Genomic DNA, 20,830 nt, shown 5'->3' with positions numbered 1-20,830 from the left:
CCCTATAAATTTGAGAATTTCTATTAAATTTGAGCAAAAAAGAAGCCCCGGTAAGCGGGACCTTTTAAACACTTTCATTAATTTGTTCGTTTACTGACTGTTTAACTGAATCAAGAAGCCTGCGACTTTCTTCACCGGAACTAGTCTTCACTCCATAATAAAATTTAATTTTTGGTTCAGTTCCTGAAGGACGCAGACAGAACCAGCTGTCGTTCTCCAGTATGAATTTTAAAACATTTGCTTTAGGTAATTCAATTGTTTCCACAGAACCATCCTTCTTGTTCCGTTCAGATGTAGTGTAATCCTCCACCGCTATAACCTCAAGGTCTCCTGCCTTCGTCAAAGGATTCTGTCTGAAGTCATTCATGATCTTATCAATTTGTTCAGAGCCCGATTTTCCTTCCATCGTTAACGATTGAAGATCCTCCAGGAAAAAGCCGTGTTTTTCATAAAGACCTTTTAAAGCTTCAAGTAACGTCTTACCTTTAGACTTCCAGTACGCAGCTACTTCAGCAGCTAATACTGTTGCTTGGACCGCATCTTTATCGCGTGCGAAGTCTTTTACAAGATAGCCATAGCTTTCTTCATAGCCGAAAAGGAAAGAATGCTGATTCGTTTCTTCATATTCTTTAATCTTTTCACCGATAAATTTAAAACCAGTTAATGTATCAAGGCTGCTTACTCCGTAATGATCGGCGATAACTCTCCCAAACTCGGAAGTTACAATGGTTTTAATAACGATTCCATTTTCCGGAATATGCTCAGACTGAGATAGTAGATAATCAAGCAATAGAGCCCCTGTCTGATTACCAGTCAGTACCTGATATTCACCAGCAGCATTAGGAACGGCAATGCCGAGCCTGTCTGCATCTGGATCCGTAGCGATTAATACGTCTGAACCAAGCTGCTTCCCTTTCTCAATAGCAAGTTCAAAAGCCTGGTGTTCTTCTGGGTTAGGAGAAGCAACCGTACTGAATTCAGGATCTGGCACTGCTTGCTCTTCAACTGTATGAAGATTGGTAATGCCCATTTGTTGAAGACCTTTTTCGACAAGCATTTGAGCTGTACCGTGAAGTGGTGTAAAAACGACACTTAAATCACCGGCAAACTGAGATAATTCAGGATTCACATTAACTTCTTTTAATTTTTCAAGGTAAGCCTGATCCACTTCGCTGTCTATCCATTTCAAAAGGCCTGAAGCTTCTAAATCTGCTTGATCAGCGACTTCTACCTCCAGTTCGTTTTCCACTCTATTCACCATGTCGATTACAGTAGCTGCTTCTTCGAGGGGAAGCTGACCTCCATCCGAATTATAGGCTTTAAATCCATTATATTGAGGTGGGTTATGGCTTGCGGTAACAACTACTCCAGCTGCTGCTCCTAAATAACGAACAGCAAATGATAATTCAGGAGTTGGTCTTAATGAAGAAAAAACGTAGGTTAGAATGCCGTGGCGGCCTAACACTTTAGCAGCTTCCACTGAAAACTCCTTTGACATATACCTTGAATCATAGGCAATAACAACACCTTTAGACTGTCCTGAAAGACTTTCTACATATGAAGCAAGACCCTCAGCCGCTCGCCTAACGGTATAAATATTCATACGGTTTGTTCCAGGTCCGAGTTTCCCACGCATACCACCTGTACCAAACTCTAAGTTTTTGTAATAAGCGTCCTCTAATGACTGCTCATCTTGTTGCAAGAGTTCTAGCTCTTTTTTTAGAGTCGGGTCTAAAGAGGTGAAAGTATTCCAACGTTCATATTCCTGGTACCAGCTCATATTTATCATCCCTTTACTATAAGAATTTTAACTATGTATGGAAAAAATTATATCACATTAAAGCGTTTACGAGGGGAATTGGGTGTAAAAAAAGAGCAGTTTTTCTGCTCTTACTGTTTATGTTTGAAGTTGTTGAATGATTCGATTAATCACATCTTGAGAAGATGCTAATTCGGAATTCTCCGTCTGTTGAATAATAGATTGCAAAAGTTCTTTTAATTCTTCTGATTTTGTCATTGCCCCCACCTTTTCTATTTTTCTGTTATAATCCTATATTCCTTAATCATTCGAGATTAAACTTCTTTTTTCGTCGGTAATCCTTTTTTCCCATAAAAAAATGGCTAAAACTGCCATACTTCCTCCCAGGGCATCTAATACAACATCTCCAACATAAGGCGTACGGTTTGGTGTAAGACCTTGATGAAGTTCATCAAATACAGCATAAAAAAGAGTTAAAAACCATGCTATAGCACACAATCTCTTTCCTTTACGAAAGGAGTGACGCAAGGCAGTATAAAGTAGTAAAGTTAAAATAAAAAACACGCCAATGTGAGCGCCTTTTCTAATAAAGAATTCGATAAATCCCTCTATACCTTGTGCTGCGACACTTACTTCTTGATTGTGGTATGTAAAGGTAATTCCTTCTACGAAAGGGGTTAACCAGGAGAGATTAAACCAACTACCCAGCAGTGGTCTCACATCTTGCTTTTCATATGGTGTTGAAGAAGAATAATAGATCATTCCCATCCACAACAGAGAAGGAATCCAATATCCGAACTTTTTCATATCGATCCTCATAACATATAAATATTGTTTTATTTTAACATAATTCGTTGTAATATTACATATTTTTTCTAAAAAATCAAAAAATCTCTACGGGAGTTATAGTAAATGGGCAGACTGCAATTTCTGGCGAAAATCTTTCGGGCTCATTCCTTCATGTTTTTTAAATACGCGGGTAAAATAGCTTTGACTGTTATACCCTAACAATATACTAATTTCCATGAGTGAATATTGTGTATTTGTTAAAAGTTCTTTCGCTTCCTTTACCCGCTGCTCGTTGATATACGTGGTAATAGAAACACCGGTATCCTTATTAAAAACGCTGGACAAGTAATTAGGGTTGACATGAAGCTCCTCAGCAATAATTTTTAAATTAATCTCTTCCGTTAAGTTTTGGTAGATGTAGTTTTTCGCTCGATGAACCAGGGGGGAGATAAGACTATTTTGCGTCCTTTGCTTCATAACATTTAAATAGGCTTGTACAATCTTTAGCTCTAAAAGTGCAAGCTCTTCTGTATCCTCTTTCGATTCCAAATAGTTAATATAGAAATCATGCAAAGAGAAAGCTTCTCCTTTGGCTATCCCTTCTTCAATTGCAATTCTAGTTAACTTTGAGATTAATGTTATAATATTGTTTTTCGCAGACCGTACAGCATTTCCATTCCCGAGGGGAAAAAGCGATGACCGACGTAATTTTTGATATTCTTTAAGTGCTCTTCCATCCCCTTGCTTGAAATAACGGTTGAAGTTCTCGTTTAGCTCCAAGAGGTGGCGAGAAAATTCAGCATTCAAATGGTTGCTTTTAAACTCTCGGTAATCCTCCCATTCTTCATTAGGAAGCTGTCCTATGGACCGACTTTCAGTTTTCCCGGGAAGTAATGTGTTCAGCAGACGTTCCATGGATTCTAATTTTTTTATATCAATAATTGGAAGTTTACTAAAATATTCGACGGTCTCCCCTTCATATGAAAAGTCCATACCATATAGCACAAGCATTTTACGCACTTGAAACCTTCCTATTTCTTGCATAAGATAAGGACCGATTCCGATGTATGTAAATTCGCCTATATAATTTTTAACGGGATAAAAAAAGAAATATTGATAATATATATCTGAAAATAATTGCAGTTGAAAAGGGTGATTCTTACTATCTCTTAAGCGTTGATAAAATTCCTTATGAAAAATTTTCGGAGGCCGATGAAATTGATCGGGGAAGTGACGAATCAGCTTTTCATTATTATTAAAAACTAAAATAGGAGTTTGAAAAGAATTGGAACAATCCCTAAGTAAATCGAACAATTCAAAATGACCTGAGTTCATTTTGTTCCCTCCTTTTCTCTACTATAACGGAATTTCAAAAAAATAACATCAGCCGGCAGCTGATGTTAATGAAAGCTCGTTTTTCTAATAAATTCTTTTACCTCTTCAATTGACAGCCCCATGTCTCTTGCTTCTTTCACCAATCTTACCCACTCTGCATCTAACGTTTTCACATCAGGAATCGCCTTCATCATAGATGAACCTCCCCGTTTAAATTACGGGAGCTTCTACTATTTTTAGTATGTAAGCCCCCTGCCCTATCCCTATATAACTACGCCTATTATATCGTCTATTATAATAATTGTTTTGTAATTTTATCAGATTTTTTTAACAATTTATCAATTATTTACTTTATTTGAGGTGAAGATATTGTAAAAATAACTCGAATATGTTTATAAAGCCTTAAATCAAGCATTATGACAACCTCTTCCAGGAAATAGAGTAATTTTCCCCAGTAAGTTCTACTTTACTATCCACCTTTTGATGATAAGATGTATGAGCAAAACGATGAGTATGCTTTAACACATAAGAACAAACATCACTATGATACGTATAAAAAATAACAACTGGATGATCTAACAGGTCATAGAAAAATATAGGGTTCCACCCATTCATTTGTAAACAGAAAGGCCATAAGTGTATTTCTTGAAAGCGGGAAATTAGGAAGTCATCAATGATTTGATCGACCTGCCAATCGCTAGAATTGTCTTCACTATATCTCTTTAATTCGTGATAACACACAGATGCCTGTAAATACGATAAAGGAGAGCTGTCACCACTTACTGCAAACATCTCTTCTTCTTTGAATCTATTTCTTTCGCTGGAAGCATAGACCTGTCCAGCATTACTTACAATCTGATAATCGGGCTTCGTTGTTAATTGAGAAAATTGATGAACCAACGTGTTTAAGTGACAAGTTACCCCATTATAGAAAAGAACAGGGGGTGGAGAGGAAACTTTAAAATTTGGCCGAGCTGCCAGCCTTGTAAAAACAGTCTTTCTCTGCATGCAGGCATCAACTCTTTTCTTTCAAAAACCATCGAATTTCTTCAAGTGCGGTCCACGTTCGTTTAGTCTCTTTTAATAGAAATATCCATTCTCTATCAAGATCCTTATACGTCATTCATAACCTCTTTCATTATTTTATTTTGCTTTATGCTGTTCGTTAACGTGTGCCAGTAGATCTTCAAGAGAAACATCTAACGTATTAGCTAACTTTCTCATTACACTTAAAGAAGGGTTTTTTTGAACGCCTCTTTCAATATTGCTTATATATGACTTCGATACTCCGGAAAGGTTTGCAAATTGGTTAACTGAAAGTCCCTTGCCTAAACGAAGTTTTCTTATACGTTCTCCAATGGAATCCACCGTATTTCCTCCCTTCAATTATCATTAATTGTATCTAAATTACACAAAATCGTTCTTAATAAAGAATTATATTGTTAGTATATCGGATAATAATAAGAAATGGAAGGTGTTTTTTCTTAATAGAGAACATTTTTTGACTTACTACATATAAAAATAGAATGGCGATAAACAAACATTCGTATTAACACGGCTTATAGGTGTAGGTAAAATGCGAAGACTCCTGTGGAAACAGCATGAGTCGAAGACCCGCAGGAAAGCGCAGAGTTTTAAAAGTACAGCGTACCTTCACTGTAATATAAATAATCCGAACTGATTTCTTAGAATCGTTCGGATTATTTTATTCTTTATTCAGTTTTGTGGTCCTGTTAACAATACTCCTCATTCCATACATCTGATAACTCGGTAAACGCTTTCTTATCCGAGCGATCGATTGCTCTATTGATAAGACGCCTTAAGTTCTCTTTTTCCATATCCGCAATTATTTCTTCTAACTGACTATATGCTGGATCTTTAGGTTTCTCAATCTTTTCCGCCTCATAGGGAATAGTGATGGAATTCAGGTGTGTAAGAAACTCAGGAAGCTTTATTAAATCAGCTACGGATACATAGACTATTCGTTTGCCTCTTTGAAAGACAAAGATATCAAACACATTATGAACACGCTTACTTTTTCGATCAATAATAATTTCTCGAGACTCCATAGGGATAAACTGATACAATTCATCATCAATAAATAAGGAGAAATACTGGTAGGCTAAAACAACGCGGATGAACCGTTTATCTTCTTTCACATAATAAGGTTTTAACATTTTTATAGTTAACACTTCCGCCCACCCCTTACAATCAGAATTTTCAGTATTTTATTCTATTATCTCTTATTTGACCATAAAAATAAAGCTTAAATCTTACCAATTAATAAAGATGCTTAAGCCGCCTCTTTCTTTTCAATCATTTTGTGAAGACAATAATGAACGGAAATGATTTTGTATAACCATCGTGAGTTGATAAACGTTTGCTTCGTTATGGATCTCGATAAATTTATGTATAGCTTTAAGTCCTTCTTGCAAGAATACATCTGCTTTTCCGATCCCCATTTCTACAATAATGCCGGTGACTAAGTTTTCATACATATGTGCAGATCTTATAAAATGGTTCAATGCTCGTCCTCCTTTCATTAGTAGGTATATTTACTTATAAGATATTTCCGAAAATTAGTCAATAGGTATCACAAGAAAATAATGTAAAAAAACCATGAAAAATGTAGAAATATAGCAATTTTAGGATAATTATATTCTTTATAAAGATTAACCACCAAATTAGTGCAGCTTTGATGTTTTTCCAATGATTACAGTTAAAACTGCTTTTTACTGTCTTGGATTTTTTCTACTTATTTAAAAACTTTAAAATACTACTCTATAAACCTTGTACATCCTCATCCTTTCCGTTACAATGTCCATTACAAATAAAAATATGTATATTTCAAGTGGACAAGGAGTGTGAACGATGAAGGACACAATTACTGTGGGCTTATTAGGGTTAGGCACCGTAGGAAGCGGTGTTATTGAAATCCTTGAAGACCATAAAGAAAGCATTCAACATAAAACAGGGTGTAACGTCACGATTAAGACCGTGCTAGTAAATAATTTATCAAAACCTCGTGACTTAAAAAACACATCAACTAAAATAACGGACCGTTATGAAGATATTACACAAGACCCAGAAATTGATGTTGTTGTTGAGGTTATGGGTGGAATCGATCACACTTTAACAATATTGAGAGAAGCCATTGAAAACGGAAAACATATTGTTACTGCTAACAAGGACCTCGTTGCCCAGCACGGGGATGAATTACTTGAAGCAAGCTACCGAAATAAATGTGATTTATTTTACGAAGCAAGTGTAGCTGGCGGCATACCTATTATCAGGTCCATTTTAGATGGTCTCTCCTCTGATAAAATCCGTAAAATGATGGGAATTGTAAATGGTACAACCAATTACATTTTAACTAAAATGACAAAAGAAGGCGTCGATTTCGACGCTGTTCTAAAAGAAGCTCAAGAGCTTGGTTTTGCAGAGGCAGATCCCACTGCTGATGTAGACGGGTTAGATGCTGCCCGTAAAATGACTATTCTTTCTATACTTGGCTTCTCGATGCCATTTAATTTAGAAGACGTAGAAATAAAAGGCATTCGCGGGATCTCATTAGCTGATATTCAATACGCTGAACAGCTCGGGTATTCAGTGAAACTTATTGGAGTTGCTGAACATGATAATACAGGGGTTGCTGTCAGTGTTGAACCTACTTTACTTCCTATTGAACATCCGCTTTCATCTGTAAATGACGAATATAATGCCGTGTACGTATACGGTGATGCTGTAGGTGAAACGATGTTTTACGGTCCTGGTGCTGGTAAATTACCTACAGCCACTGCAGTCGTCTCAGACTTAATCGCTGTAGTTAAAAGTTTACGTTTAGGTACTTCAGGTTCGGCTTATGTGCAGCCGCAATTCGCTAAGCAAGTAAAAGAAAAGAAAGATCAATTAACGAAGAAGTATTTGCGTCTACATGTCCATGACCAGCCAGGTATGCTTATGGAGCTTACGAAGATATTTGCTCAATATGGTATTTCTTTTGACCAAATCATCCAGCGAGAAGCTGATAAGGATGATGAACGTGAATTAATGATGGTGACTCACCAAGTAAGTGAAGAAGACTTTCAACGGGCATATAACGATTTAGAAAGCCTATCCTCCATTCGATCGGTCGATAGTGTTTTCCGAGTAGAAGGGAGCAACTGAGATGTGGAAGGGTTTATTAGATAAGTATGAGGAATTATTACCGGTTACTCCGGATACACCGAAGCTAACGCTGCATGAAGGAAATACACCTTTATTGCCAATCCCAACGATCTCTGAGGAATTAGGCATTGAAGCTTATGTGAAAATTGAAGGGGCAAACCCCACCGGTTCTTTTAAGGATCGCGGAATGGTGCTCGCTATGGCTAAAGCTATAGAAGAAGGTTCAGAAGCCGTTATTTGTGCTTCCACAGGTAATACTTCAGCTTCAGCCGCTGCTTTCGCTGCTAGAGCGGGTCTTCGCTGTATCGTTGTCATACCTGATGGTAAAATTGCAGAGGGTAAACTTGCACAAGCGGTCATGTATGGAGCTGAAATTTTTGCTATTAAAGGTAATTTTGACCAGGCATTAAAGATGGTCCGTGAAATTGCAGAAAAAGAACCAATTACGCTTGTAAATTCAGTTAACCCATATCGTATCGAAGGTCAGAAAACAGCAGCTTTTGAGGTATGTGATGTATTGGGTGAAGCTCCAGACTTTCTCTCTATTCCTGTAGGAAACGCAGGAAATATAACAGCTTATTGGCGAGGATTTAAAGAGTATCATCAATCACATGGTACACAACTCCCACAGATGATAGGTTTTGAAGCGAGCGGATCTGCAGCAATAGTACAAAATAAAATTATTGAACAACCAGAAACCCTGGCTACTGCTATTCGAATTGGTAACCCTGCCAGCTGGCAGCCTGCACTAAAAGCTGCTGAAGAATCAAATGGCAGTATTAACGAAGTGACAGATGAAGAAATTGTAGAAGCGTACCAATGGCTGGCTCGTACGGAAGGAGTATTTGCTGAACCTGCTTCTTGCGCTTCCTTAGCTGGTACTATAAAGAAAGTAAAAGATGGCACCATTCCTAAAGGCTCTAAAGTGGTTCACGTCTTAACAGGAAACGGCCTTAAAGATCCGACTACCGCAATTGAAAAAAGTGCAATTAGACCTACAGTAATTGAGAATGACTTAAATCAATTCGCTGTAGCTGCTGGAGTTAAATCATGATTACGATCCGTGTTCCAGCTACATCTGCGAATCTAGGACCAGGCTTTGATTCCATTGGAATGGCCTTGACCCAGTACGTAACACTGACATGTGAACCTGCAGATGAATGGTCATTTGATTTACAAAAAAAAGATCAACCTTTTATTCCCAATGGAAAAACAAATTTAATTTATAAATCTGCTTTGTTTACGGCACATCAATACGCTATCGAACAACTTCCTCCCCATAAGGTAACTATGACGAATGAAGTACCTATTGCCCGGGGGTTAGGAAGTTCATCAACAGCAGTAGTTGGTGGAATTGAACTTGCGAATCAGATTCTTCAATTAGAATTAAGTGATCGAGATAAACTTGAGATCGCATGCAAGATTGAAGGACATCCTGATAATGTAGCTCCTGCAATTTATGGGGGAATTACTGTCTCCAGCTACGACGGCACAAACTTAGAATCAGTGCGTTTTTCTAAAGAATTGGAGCGATTAACATGGATAGCTGTGGTCCCTGATTACCATGTGGAAACTGAAGAAGCCAGGTCCATTCTGCCAACAGAATTACCCTACAAGGACGCTGTACACGCCAGTGGGATGGCAAATGTGTTAGTTGCGGCCCTTGCAGAAAAAGACTGGTTATTAGTAGGCAGAATGATGAAACAAGATAAATGGCACCAGCCTTATCGAAGTGACCTCATTCCTGACTTCCCTCATGTTTCTAATATTTTAGACGAACAAGGGGCTCTAGGTTATTATATTAGCGGAGCGGGACCTACCATGATTGGTCTCTTTCATAATGCAAGCGACACCCAAATAAAAATGGTCACTAGAGAGTTACCAAATTATCAAGTAGAAGTCTTACAAGCAGACTTATGTGGTGTTTCTGCATCCGTAACACCTGCTATGAACCAGTGATTTACTCGCTGGTTCATTTTTTTCTACCTTCACCTCTAAGTGTATAGCCCCTCGAATAAACGTAGGAATTGTTTAATATTGGTGATAACTAATACTATAAAATTAAATGATTTTTGTTAAAATATAAGTAGAGATGAATAAAGGGGTTAAAGTTTATGGCAAAAAAAAGCAAGCAATACGAATACGATTTAAATGAGGTTAAACGCCTTATTGAAGAAACCGATAAAAACTATCGAGAAATCTCAAAAGAAACGGGCTGCCCTTACGCCAGCGTCGTTTATCATGGATGAAAAATACGTGGTCGGGTGAACAAAAGCAGACACGATATTGTAGCTGAAGTTCAACCAAACACGATCACACCACCTAATCACGTAGAAAAAGACACGCTCCCTCTTTTTGGTGGAACCTCATTAAATATATCTAGAAATAACGTTTCTATTCATGACGCAGAACAAGAAGCGGCAAGAATGATTAAAGCAGCTAAAGCATTAGGTTTAAATAAGATTAATATAACGATTGAAAAATAAACAAACCATGTTCCAACTTAAATTTGGAACGTGGTTTGTTTGTTTAGTATAAGTCGCAGTCTTTTCCTTGCTTGTCTTCCCCAATTCTTTACTGTGTCATTAGATACCTTTTCTAGCAGGGCGATTTGCTGTACAGATAAATCATGGATAATAAAATAATAAATCCACTTCCATTGGTTAATATTCAGGTTTTCTTTCACCTGGTCCCACAAATATTGATCCACAATAGTATCTTCACTTATGAGGTTTGATAAGGTGGCTTGGGTTTGGAGGAGGATGGATTGGTGTTGAAGGCGTCTCGCATCTTTACGTATTTCATCAATAAGGGCGTTACGAACCTTCCAACTAAGGTAGGTGGAGAATTTTCCAACATCGGGGTCATAAGAGTCAAAGGCTCTCCATAATGCTTCTAATCCTATAGCAAAGAAATCACCTGCAGGATCATTGATGTGGAGGCTGCGAATATGGTAATGAATCAATCTTTGATTTTCTAGTACAATTCTTTCAAATTCCAGATCGTCGACTGACATGAACATGCTCCTTTGTATGCTAAAAATTATCCTTCATAGGTATAATCGTTAGCAGGAGCTTTTTTGGTGTCACAAAAAGGCAAAAAATTAAAAAATTAATCAAAATTCTTATCAAAAATCCAATTTTAGATAAAAAAATGTAATTTTCAGATAAAAGTGTTTTCTTTTTGTACTTTTTACGTAATAATAGGATTGCGCGCAATAACTCAATTGAATATTCAATTAGAAAAGAGATTCCGTTGATCAATCATTCTTCTCATTTTCTTTCGTACTATCCTCTTATCTACTGCACATTAAAAAAATCCCATCTTCCTCCCCCATACGAGGATTATGTTCAGGACGCGTACTTCATTTACAAAAAGTGTTTAGACTCTTACGATCCTTCACTTTGCAGATTCTCTACTTATTTTTACTATCACTTATCTTATTACTACAAATCTATTATAAGGAAAGCAGTCAAACCAAATAAAGCTACTCCTCTTCTTTCACATCACAACCCCTTCCTTGATTTTATCTATTGGTATGACATTTACACCAACTATAGTCTTACCCCACGAGAGAAACATTTACTTACTCTATCTTTAAAGGAATACACGATACCTGAAATTGAACTACATTTAAGAATCAGTGCTTCTACTATCAAAAGGCTGCGTAAATCAATAAGGCAGAAGCTTCTTCCTCTCTTTGATGATGATACGACTTTTTAAATTGTGTTATGCTGACGATAGTTCGTAAAATAAGGAAGGAAGATCAGGTTGTTTTATTTAATGTTTGCTTTATTTTTTGCCGTATATTTACTAGCAGGTTACTTTACTCCATTAGAATTTTCTCCAACAGGTGCAGCCCTGTCAGTTGCTTTAATTTTAGCTAATTTGTATATGTTTTTTAAATCAAGAAAAACGTCAAAAAACAAACAAGAAAGCCACAGGAGCTAACTTGTGGCTTTCTTACATTTAATTATAGAATATTTAACACAATGGGGATCGTAATTACGCTTAATAATGTAGTAATTAACGTAATGCTCGACACTAATTCAGGTTTCGAATCGAATTGAACCGCGTACATCGTAGTCGTTGCCGCTGAAGGCATAGCAGCTGAAATAATAAGCACGTTAGCCATCAAGTCACTCATCGGCAATATAGTCGTCAGGCCCCACGCTATTAAAGGAGATCCCGCCAGTCTTAAGCTCGCTGCATAGCTGAGCTTACCCCAGTCTAGATTCTTCACTGTTATATTAGCTAACTGCATCCCTAGTAAAATCATAACTGTAGGTATTGTAGCATCGCCTACCAGAGTGATGCTCGACATAATATTTTCTGAAACAGGAATACTAGCCAGCTTAGCCGTTAGTGCAATTACGACCGCGTAAGTAGGCGGCATTTTCAAGACAGTGACAATAGCAAGCCTGACTCCTGCAGCACCTTTCGCAGCATAATACACTCCAAAAAAATTCATTACGATTTGCTGGATAACCATAAAGGAAACAGAATAAATAAATCCTTCTTCGCCAAAAGCAAAGAGCACAATGGGAGCCCCGTAATTTCCCGCATTCATAAAAGCTGTGGATAAAATCAGACCGCTTTCAGTAGAAGATGGATAACCAGCTGCTTTTGCTGCAGCCTTATTAATAAACAAAATGATAAATAATAAAGCAATTGAAAAAATCACCATCATTAAATATTCCTGATTAAACTCTGCATGATAAAAAGTATCAAACACAAGACATGGCAGGAATATGTATAACACTACCGTTGAAATTGATTTAATTTCCAATCGAATAAAACTCTGTAATATATAACCTGCACAAAATACTAAAATAACAGGTAAGACTACTTGAATGAAAATAGTCACGCCGCTTTCCTCCCCTTGAAATTATCGATTCTACTAGTCTACCAAATTTTCAAGAGGAGTGACTATTAAATGTAAAAAAGCTGGTTGGTATAAAACTCAATTAAGCATAAAATAATCCGAATTGATTCAAAGAATCAATTCGGATTATTTATATTAAAATGAAATTATACCATCGCTCCGTCAAAATACTTCGCTTTACCAGGGCACGGCATCAATCCTCTAATCTTTTAACCATACTTCCCCATTTTTATATTCCATTTGCTCTGGATAGCGTAAATCTGTAACCTCATCTTGTGTCTCTTGGGTAGGAGGTTTTGTGCTCAATGAAACAACGACGTTAGCAATAATTGCTGATGCTGCCCCAAAAACCCCTGCTCCGGTATCAATAATCCCTAGAATTTGGATTCCAAGCGACTGGGAAAAGAAAATGTAACCCAGCGTGACGGTTAAACCGGTAATCATGCCTGCGATTACACCTGGTCCGTTTGCTCTCTTCCACCATACCCCTAGTAATAAGGCTGGAAAAAATGATCCCGAGGCTAATGCAAACGCCCAGGCTACGATTTGCGTAATTGCTCCTGGAGGGTTTAAGGCTAGTAACCCTGCAGCCACTGTTGCAATAACAATAGAATATCTTCCTACAAGAAGCCGCTTACTCTCAGTAGCGTTTGGATTTATGGATCGATAATAAATATCATGAGAAAGCGCAGCCGAAATAGCAATCATTAACCCACCTGCCGTAGATAAGGCTGCAGCCATAGCACCAGCTGCCATCAGACCAATAACGAACACACCAAGGTTAGCAATTTCCGGTGTGGCCATAACAACAATATCATTGTGAATGGAAAGCTCTTGCCATTGAAGAATTCCATCCCCATTTGTATCCGCTACCGATAATTGCCCCGTGTTTATCCAAGGCTGTGTCCAGGCAGGTAAATTTTCAATTGAGGAATTCGCTACTTCTGTCATAAGAATAAAACGCGAAAAAGCTGCATATACAGGGGCCGATAAATAGAGCAAACCTATAAATAACAAGGCCCACGCACCGCTCCATCGAGCAGCTTTCATCGTAGCAACTGTATAGAAACGAACAATAACGTGAGGAAGACCGGCTGTACCAGCCATTAACGTAAACATTAGAGCAATAAACTGCCACTTTGTGGCTTCAGTAAAAGGCACTACGTATTCCGATATGCCTAACTCTTGATCCAGCTCTCTCATGCTGCTTATTACTTCCCCGTACGATAACCAGGGGGCGGGGTTGGATGTAAGCTGCAACGACATGAAAATAACCGGAATTAAGTAAGCAACAATAAGAACGATATATTGAGCAACCTGGGTCCAAGTAATACCTTTCATTCCGCCCATAGCTGAGTAAAATGCAATTAGAACCACACCAATTAGCGTGCCGACTGCTGTATTTACCTCTAACAATCTGCCAATAACCACCCCGGAACCTGACAGTTGACCTACTGAATAAGTAAAACTAATGATAATCGTCGCCAGGGCCGCAATTAACCGTGCTGTGTTACTGCGGTAACGGTCACCGATAAACTCGGGAACTGTATACCTCCCATATTTCCTTAATTGGGGAGCTAATAGAAAGGTTAAGAGTAAGTATCCTCCAGTCCACCCCATAATATAAGCTAAACCATCATAGCCAAGCACCATGACCGTCCCCGCCATACCAATGAATGAAGCTGCACTCATCCAGTCAGCTCCAATAGCCATACCATTAAAAACCGGTGGGACACCGCGACCAGCCACATAGAATTCAGATGTTTGTTTAGCTGTATTAAAAATTGCGATGCCTATGTATAAAGCAAACGTTGCCACAATTAGTGACAGCGAAACTAAAAACTGTCCATCCACAATCATTCACTCTCCTTATTGATCATCAACCTTAGAGTTATCCGCTGATTCAACGTATTCAGGATTGAAGCCAAATTTTTTATCAATCTTGTCGCTAATGATTGCATTTATAAATAGAAGTACTATAAACGTGAGGACAGCTCCTTGTGCGCCCATGTAATAGTGAAAAGGAATTCCAATCACGGTAAAGGAAGACAGTGCCTCCGCATTAAAAACAACGACATAAGACACTAAGAATCCAATCGCTAAGTAAATGACAATCATCGTCGTTCGATATTTAAAATAAGCATCTGCTTTTTCTCGCTCGAGTTTTCTCACGAGTTCACCTCCTTTCATTAGATGGTTTCTCAGCCTCGTAAATTAAAGATAAATTTGACAGTATCCCAAAACGGCATAGGCACCATTAAGATTTTAACGAAAGCAAAGCCTAGCAATGAGACGACAGGCAATGCTAAAAAAAGCGGACGCTTTCGTTTTAAAGCAAATACAACAGAAAAAATAGTGATAATCGAAAACAAAACAACTGTAGTCATAATTCCCCTCACTTTGAAAGCGTTATCATATTAAGGTAAAAATTTTAAATACTATGAATTTAGTGAATATTATGAATGATATTCATCTAAAATTCAAGATATATGTCAAATCATTTAAAAAAGTCCCATACTATTTATAAAAAAATAAACAATATGAGACATATTTCTACTTTTTATGAGCAATGGAATAAGCTCCCATATAAGCGGGTTCTGTAAGCTTTTGAACTCCTTTAAATGAAACGCTTAAATTATTTTTTAAATACCCCAAGAAAAAATCATTTTTTAGTAATATACTTCCTGATGTTACCAACTTTGCTTCCGGTCCTAAATCCATCCACTGATACAGCCGTTCAATTTGTCTGACGAGTGCCTCACTGGACAATTTAATAAGATGAATAGCAACTGGATCTTCTTTCTCAGCTAATTTACTAACTGATTCTGCAAGGTTTGCCACTTGATTTTTTTCTTGAGTGTAAAACCATGCTTTTACTTCTGCGGCGTTGGTGCAGTTAATCTGTTGAAGAATAGAGGAGGTAAAATGAGAGATAGGGTGACTTGATTCTAAAGATTCAAGAACTTTTCGTATCGTCATTCGTCCCAGGTCATAACCTCCTCCTTCATCTCCTAGTAGATGTCCCCATCCACCTACCGTGTAGATCTTGTCTTTCTTTTTTCCAATATGAATGGATCCCGTACCGGCAATCGATAGAATACCATCGCCTTCAGGTATTCCAGCTTCTAATGCAAGCTCTGCATCATTTACCAGCGTTAAATTTTTAAACTCTTTCCACATTTCAGGTATAGGGAGGCAGCCCTTAAGTGTACTGTAACCAGCGATTCCTATGACAACATGCTCAATACTTTGATCTGAAGCTTCTCTACACGCTTTTATAACCTCACTGATGTGTATGATTGCTTTCTCCTTGTTTATAAGCGGATTACCGTAGCCAGATTGAAAAGCAGCAACTACTTTTTTATCATTGCTAATTAATGCCCCTTTTGTAGAGGAACCTCCAGCATCAATTCCTATGATCATTACTTTTCCTCCTCAGCAGAAACACATTTCAGAATATTATAAAAAATATTGAAATTTAATTTCATTATAGCATATAATGAATGCAAGATAAGTGTGTAGTTTGAGGAGGCTATTATTCATGTCCTATATATCAGGTGGTCTCTCTATGCTTAAAAGCGTAGAACAATCACTCCCGGCATCTGAAAAGAAAATTGCCCAATATATTTTATCATCCCCTGAATCAGTTATTACGATGACAGTTAAAGAGCTGTCTGAAAAAAGCAGTACGAGTTCTGCAGCCGTTATTCGTTTATGTAAATCCTTAGATTTAAAGGGTTTCCAAGAGTTAAAAATGCGAATTGCCGGAGATGTCCAAAAACCATCAACATTAGAGTATCGTGATATTGATAAGGGGGAGTCCTCTCATCATATTATCGAACAAATGACTCATAACGGTATTCAAATGTTAAAAGAAACTGATGAAATGCTGCGAAGAGAAGATGTAGATCAAGCAGTCAATGAAATACACCATGCAGGTGCTGTACACATTTTTGGTGTAGGAGCTTCCGGATTGGTAGCATATGATGCCCAACAAAAATTTTTACGGGCTGGACGCTATGCCTTCTATTTACAGGATTCTCACCTTTCCTATACATCTCTCTCTAATGCATCCTCAACAGACGTGGCCATAGTTGTATCATTCTCTGGAAAAACAAAAGAAGCCGTTCAATTTATGAAGCTGGCAAAAAAGAACAAAGTAAAGACTATCAGTATAACAAAATATGGATCATCTACTATATCTCAAATGGCCGACATTCCCTTATACACTTCTGCAACAGAAGAAGCCATGATACGAAGTGCAGCCACTTCTTCCCGACTAGCTCAGCTGCATGTAATTGATGTTCTATTTATGACGTATGTTTCAAATTACTATGATGACGTAATTGAATCACTTGACCGATCTCGTGCCGCCATCGATCATACCCGGTAAACTACATTATTATTAAGAGACCGTGCCCACGGAAAGCGAAGCATTTTGACGGAGCGATCGTATGAATTCTCTTTAACATAAATAATCCGAATGATTTCTACAAAATCATTCGGTTTATTTTATGTTTTATTCAGTTTTGTCCCGTGCCCTTTGTTTATCTATTCATGGTGTTTTTTATGACCTTTTCCTTTTCCTTTATCATGGCCTTTCCCCTTACCTTTATCATGGCCTTTCCTCTTACCATTCTTGCCTTTATGATTGTTGTTTTCTTCATCGTTGTCTTCCTCTAGTACAGTGCTTATTTGAGCGACTACTGGATCATGGTCACTAGCACGACCAGTCACTTCTGAAAAATCAGCATTAATGTGTACGGAATCGATTTGCGACCGTTCTTCTAAATAGTCGCTGACTAAAATATGGTCAAGCGTTTGCGAATTACCTTGATAAATATAGGAATATCTTTCCTCATCAGGCAAGTTTTCCATTAAGTTGGAAAGCTCATCTCCCTTTAAAGACTGCAAAGGATTAGAGAATTCAAAGTCGTTCAAGTCACCCATGACCACTACATTTGCATCCTCTACTACTGATTCTGCGTCTTGTACAAACTCGTTAATTACTTCTGCCTGCTGTACCCGCTGTACTTCACTTCCGAGCTCCACGGGATGGCTGGCACCAAATAATGCATCATCCCCTCCTTTTGAATTAAAGTGATTGTTCACTAATATGAACATCTCTCCATTAAATTCAAATTCTGCTGCTAATGATTTTCTGGAGTCTTCAAATGCTTCATTTTCTGGATCAATACGTCCAGGGTTGTGAGATAAACCATTCTCGTCAACATTAACTGCTGTTGTTGAATCTCCTGAAGGTTTATCTGTCAAGGATACTCGATCAGGGTTATAAATATAGCCGACACGAATGTTACCGCCAGGCTGACCACCATCTACTTTGTCTTCAGGTGATATATCAGTATATTCATAGCTAGGACCTCCTGCATTTTTAATGGATTCAATCACCGCTTCATAACTTTCATCTGCTTCCACCGTTCCATCGTCAGTAGGGCCATTGTTATCTTGAACTTCTACGAGACCGACAATATCAGGGGCATTCATGTTGTTAGCGATTTGATCACCAATTCTCTCTGCTTTTTCAGCATTTGTTTCAGCAGAGAAGTTTTCCATGTTATACGTTCCAACGGTAAGGTTATCTTCGGTGCCTTCTAGCTCTGTAACTTGAGGCTTCGTCTCCCCATCAACAAGCTTTGGAAACTCGTCGGTTGGGCGGATCTTGAAATTACTATAATCGTAACTAACGACTCCAGTTGCAGTACCGTCAAGTTTATCGCCTGTCACGGCCTCAAGATCTAAACCCTCTACATCGAACATAATTCTCTCCGGATTATAGTCTTCTGGAGATATAAGCAATCCTTCCGCCTGAGTTTTTTTCTGATCTTCACTTGTATCGGCATACACAGATAACTCATCATAGCTAATTGGCGCAGATACCGTCGGACCCTCAAGCGCAATCAACATGCCTTCGAGACTTTCATAAAAGTCCAACCCATCTTCTTCTGGATCAAAAGATTCCATTCCATCATCTTCAATCGTTTCTGTTGGCTGCTCACGGTCCTTCCCAATAACAACAGGTTCCGGAAGATCGTTCCCTGAGGATTGAACGTTTACATCTGAAGCTGTAATTTGTGTCGTTAATAAATCATCAGCATCAGAGTACCCTTCTTCTCTATATTCAGCTACTTCGCCTCCAACATTTACCTCGTCACCTGTTTCAACTTTAGTAGAACGCTCATAAACATAAATACCTTCTGAAGTAGCTATATTCTCATCTGGATTTGCAGACTGCATATAAAATCCATTTGAACCATCAAGCTTTGTGACTACACCGCTCACACCTTCAACCACTTCACCTTCATACGGTGAGGTGTGACCAGCTCCTTGGATATCATGAATTTCCACCTCATCGACAGGGGTAAGAACTTCATAATCAAAGACTGCCACTGGACTAACGTCACCATTATCACGCACGGCTACTGCTCGAATCGATGTATCTTCTTCAATTGCAATCGGCTCTTCGTATGTTTGACTATTCGCATCTGGCTTAGATCCATCCGTCGTGAAATGGATAGCAGCCCCTTCTTCAGCTGTATTCAGCTCTACTCCTCCACCTTCAACGATCGTACCGGACTGAGGATTCGCTGTCACAGCAAAAACTACCTCTACAACATCGTTTTCACTGCGAGGAACCAGCTTATACTCGTCAAAACTATAGTTAACTACGCCTGATATACGTTCATAAGTTTCTCCAACTTCAAGCATGCTTTCATCCTCTGGGGTAATGACAAACTCTCCATCTCCATCTTTTACTGTAAAATCGCCGTAGCTATTTTTAGATAGAACTTCAACGTCCTCAACCTTTACATACTCCCCTTCTATCGCTTCCCCTTGATCCTCAGTAAACTGACTCGCATTCACTAGTTCTGGCCGGGGAACTCCAATACCCGCTTCTGTCACTTCCACACTAGCAGAAGAAGAAAGTATTTGCTGCATGCCATAATAATCTGAGAATTCGCCGGCTGCGGTTATCTTATCTCCAACGCTAACTGGGGCACCTGGCACTCTTACGATGATTCCTCCACTATGGTCTTGGATATAAAAATTGGTTTGTCCACCCGTTTCAAAAGCTGCTGTAACTGTACCCTCTACTTTTACTATAGAGCCTGCTTCTGCCCCTCTAGCCTCTTCTATCGTTTGCAATTCTACCGGTTCAGTTTCCGGCATCTCATAGGTTCCTAAATAATCGAACGTATTTGAAGCATAGCTGTCCCACTCACTGTCTACCGAAAACTCATCTTCAGGATTTGGATCACCTGAATCTATTTCCTGCTGACGGATAAGCGTGACATCACTGCCAAAATTGTCCTCACTCCCAATTTGACCAATCGAATCGACGACTTCGCCATCTTTCTTAAGAACGAGCGGGTCATTCCCATTAAAGTTAATTGCCGAGTTGTTTGTGGCATCAGCTGCATCCAAGATTTCCTCGTCAGCCCGACTATTTGCTGCCACGAATACTTCTCCGCTCTCAAGTGTTCCTTCCATATCAAAACTTCCTGTGGCTTCGGTTGCACCATTTGAATACATTTCAATTTCATAGTCCGTAAGATCCACTTCATCCGTCGTACCATTGTAAATTTCAACAGCCTTATTATAGCTGCTTCCTTCTATGTATTCAGAAAAAAATAACTCATCCGGCTGGCTTTGTGAACCTGCTTGTGCTGTGGGTATAGCACTCGAAAAAGGACTTAAAGCTAGTACAGCTATCATACTCGTTATAATTGCTTTCTTTTTCAGCATTAAACTCCTCCTAGAAAAATTAGTAAATTTCGTTCCCCACAAGTATAAAATAAATTATACAAATAACTATTGTAAAATTGTAAAAATTACAAATTCCTACATTTATCCTATGTGTTTATTACTAATTCACT

Annotated in this window: 22 protein-coding genes; 7 read left to right on the top strand and 15 right to left on the bottom strand. The window is 38.4% G+C overall.

Annotation, left to right across the window (positions count from 1 at the left end):
* Positions 1-64: 64 nt before the first annotated feature.
* From ACGTNH_RS06400 to ACGTNH_RS06365, 8 genes are all read right to left on the bottom strand, one after another.
* A complete protein-coding gene (locus ACGTNH_RS06400) occupies positions 65-1,780 on the bottom strand; it encodes a phospho-sugar mutase (RefSeq protein ID WP_394585818.1) in 1,716 nt (571 codons plus the stop codon).
* Between the two features lie 279 nt (positions 1,781-2,059).
* Positions 2,060-2,566, bottom strand: a complete 507-nt coding sequence (locus ACGTNH_RS06395) for a VanZ family protein (protein WP_394585817.1) — start codon at positions 2,564-2,566, stop codon at positions 2,060-2,062.
* A 96-nt stretch (positions 2,567-2,662) separates the two neighbouring features.
* Positions 2,663-3,883: a helix-turn-helix domain-containing protein gene (locus ACGTNH_RS06390; RefSeq protein ID WP_394585816.1), complete on the bottom strand. Its 1,221-nt coding sequence runs from the start codon at positions 3,881-3,883 to the stop codon at positions 2,663-2,665.
* Positions 3,884-3,948: 65 nt separating this feature from the next.
* Positions 3,949-4,077 (bottom strand): anti-repressor SinI family protein, encoded by a 129-nt coding sequence (locus tag ACGTNH_RS06385; protein WP_394585814.1) that lies wholly within the window; start codon positions 4,075-4,077, stop codon positions 3,949-3,951.
* Positions 4,078-4,297: 220 nt separating this feature from the next.
* Complete coding sequence (locus tag ACGTNH_RS06380) at positions 4,298-4,891, bottom strand: hypothetical protein (protein WP_394585813.1); 594 nt, start codon at positions 4,889-4,891, stop codon at positions 4,298-4,300.
* A 135-nt stretch (positions 4,892-5,026) separates the two neighbouring features.
* On the bottom strand, positions 5,027-5,251 hold the full coding sequence (locus ACGTNH_RS06375; protein WP_394585812.1) for a helix-turn-helix domain-containing protein: 225 nt from the start codon (positions 5,249-5,251) through the stop codon (positions 5,027-5,029).
* A 365-nt stretch (positions 5,252-5,616) separates the two neighbouring features.
* A complete protein-coding gene (locus tag ACGTNH_RS06370) occupies positions 5,617-6,075 on the bottom strand; it encodes an IDEAL domain-containing protein (RefSeq protein WP_394585811.1) in 459 nt (152 codons plus the stop codon).
* 120 nt (positions 6,076-6,195) lie between these two features.
* Positions 6,196-6,408 carry a hypothetical protein gene (locus ACGTNH_RS06365; RefSeq protein WP_394585810.1) on the bottom strand — a complete coding sequence of 71 codons (213 nt, stop codon included), beginning with the start codon at positions 6,406-6,408 and terminating at the stop codon, positions 6,196-6,198.
* A 346-nt stretch (positions 6,409-6,754) separates the two neighbouring features.
* Between ACGTNH_RS06365 and ACGTNH_RS06360 the strand changes: the two genes are divergently transcribed.
* The 5 genes from ACGTNH_RS06360 (at position 6,755) to ACGTNH_RS06340 (ending at position 10,536) form a co-directional block, all read left to right on the top strand.
* Complete coding sequence (locus tag ACGTNH_RS06360) at positions 6,755-8,050, top strand: homoserine dehydrogenase (protein ID WP_394585809.1); 1,296 nt, start codon at positions 6,755-6,757, stop codon at positions 8,048-8,050.
* Position 8,051: 1 nt separating this feature from the next.
* On the top strand, positions 8,052-9,104 hold the full coding sequence (gene thrC / locus ACGTNH_RS06355) for a threonine synthase (RefSeq protein ID WP_394585808.1): 1,053 nt from the start codon (positions 8,052-8,054) through the stop codon (positions 9,102-9,104).
* A complete protein-coding gene (gene thrB, locus ACGTNH_RS06350; protein WP_394585807.1) occupies positions 9,101-10,009 on the top strand; it encodes a homoserine kinase in 909 nt (302 codons plus the stop codon). Before thrC ends, thrB begins: the two co-directional genes overlap by 4 nt.
* 155 nt (positions 10,010-10,164) lie before the next feature.
* Positions 10,165-10,299, top strand: a complete 135-nt coding sequence (locus ACGTNH_RS06345) for a hypothetical protein (RefSeq protein WP_394585806.1) — start codon at positions 10,165-10,167, stop codon at positions 10,297-10,299.
* Between the two features lie 15 nt (positions 10,300-10,314).
* Positions 10,315-10,536 carry a hypothetical protein gene (locus tag ACGTNH_RS06340; RefSeq protein ID WP_394585805.1) on the top strand — a complete coding sequence of 74 codons (222 nt, stop codon included), beginning with the start codon at positions 10,315-10,317 and terminating at the stop codon, positions 10,534-10,536.
* Between the two features lie 17 nt (positions 10,537-10,553).
* Here ACGTNH_RS06340 and ACGTNH_RS06335 read toward each other — a convergent pair whose 3' ends face one another.
* Positions 10,554-11,066: a sigma-70 family RNA polymerase sigma factor gene (locus ACGTNH_RS06335; RefSeq protein WP_394585803.1), complete on the bottom strand. Its 513-nt coding sequence runs from the start codon at positions 11,064-11,066 to the stop codon at positions 10,554-10,556.
* A gap of 755 nt (positions 11,067-11,821) precedes the next feature.
* Between ACGTNH_RS06335 and ACGTNH_RS06330 the strand changes: the two genes are divergently transcribed.
* Positions 11,822-12,001 (top strand): hypothetical protein, encoded by a 180-nt coding sequence (locus ACGTNH_RS06330; RefSeq protein WP_394585802.1) that lies wholly within the window; start codon positions 11,822-11,824, stop codon positions 11,999-12,001.
* A 22-nt stretch (positions 12,002-12,023) separates the two neighbouring features.
* Here ACGTNH_RS06330 and ACGTNH_RS06325 read toward each other — a convergent pair whose 3' ends face one another.
* The 5 genes from ACGTNH_RS06325 to ACGTNH_RS06305 form a co-directional block, all read right to left on the bottom strand.
* Positions 12,024-12,917, bottom strand: coding sequence for an AEC family transporter (locus ACGTNH_RS06325; protein ID WP_394585801.1), 894 nt, complete (start codon positions 12,915-12,917; stop codon positions 12,024-12,026).
* A 219-nt stretch (positions 12,918-13,136) separates the two neighbouring features.
* Complete coding sequence (locus ACGTNH_RS06320) at positions 13,137-14,789, bottom strand: sodium:solute symporter family protein (protein WP_394585800.1); 1,653 nt, start codon at positions 14,787-14,789, stop codon at positions 13,137-13,139.
* Positions 14,790-14,804: 15 nt separating this feature from the next.
* The gene (locus tag ACGTNH_RS06315) at positions 14,805-15,107 is read right to left on the bottom strand and encodes a DUF4212 domain-containing protein (RefSeq protein ID WP_394585798.1); all 303 of its coding nucleotides are present in this window, start codon (positions 15,105-15,107) and stop codon (positions 14,805-14,807) included.
* A gap of 29 nt (positions 15,108-15,136) precedes the next feature.
* Positions 15,137-15,322, bottom strand: a complete 186-nt coding sequence (locus ACGTNH_RS06310) for a hypothetical protein (protein ID WP_394585797.1) — start codon at positions 15,320-15,322, stop codon at positions 15,137-15,139.
* 166 nt (positions 15,323-15,488) lie between these two features.
* Positions 15,489-16,358: an N-acetylglucosamine kinase gene (locus tag ACGTNH_RS06305; RefSeq protein ID WP_394585795.1), complete on the bottom strand. Its 870-nt coding sequence runs from the start codon at positions 16,356-16,358 to the stop codon at positions 15,489-15,491.
* Between the two features lie 118 nt (positions 16,359-16,476).
* Here ACGTNH_RS06305 and ACGTNH_RS06300 point away from each other — a divergent pair, with 118 nt between their 5' ends.
* A complete protein-coding gene (locus tag ACGTNH_RS06300) occupies positions 16,477-17,328 on the top strand; it encodes a MurR/RpiR family transcriptional regulator (RefSeq protein WP_394585794.1) in 852 nt (283 codons plus the stop codon).
* 158 nt (positions 17,329-17,486) lie between these two features.
* Here ACGTNH_RS06300 and ACGTNH_RS06295 read toward each other — a convergent pair whose 3' ends face one another.
* Complete coding sequence (locus ACGTNH_RS06295) at positions 17,487-20,699, bottom strand: DUF8508 domain-containing protein (protein ID WP_394585793.1); 3,213 nt, start codon at positions 20,697-20,699, stop codon at positions 17,487-17,489.
* Positions 20,700-20,830: the final 131 nt, after the last annotated feature.

Origin of the sequence: Halobacillus sp. B23F22_1 (genome assembly GCF_043497005.1) — a bacterium.
GTDB lineage: Bacteria > Bacillota > Bacilli > Bacillales > Halobacillaceae > Halobacillus_A.
This window is presented reverse-complemented; position numbering and strand designations above follow the sequence as displayed.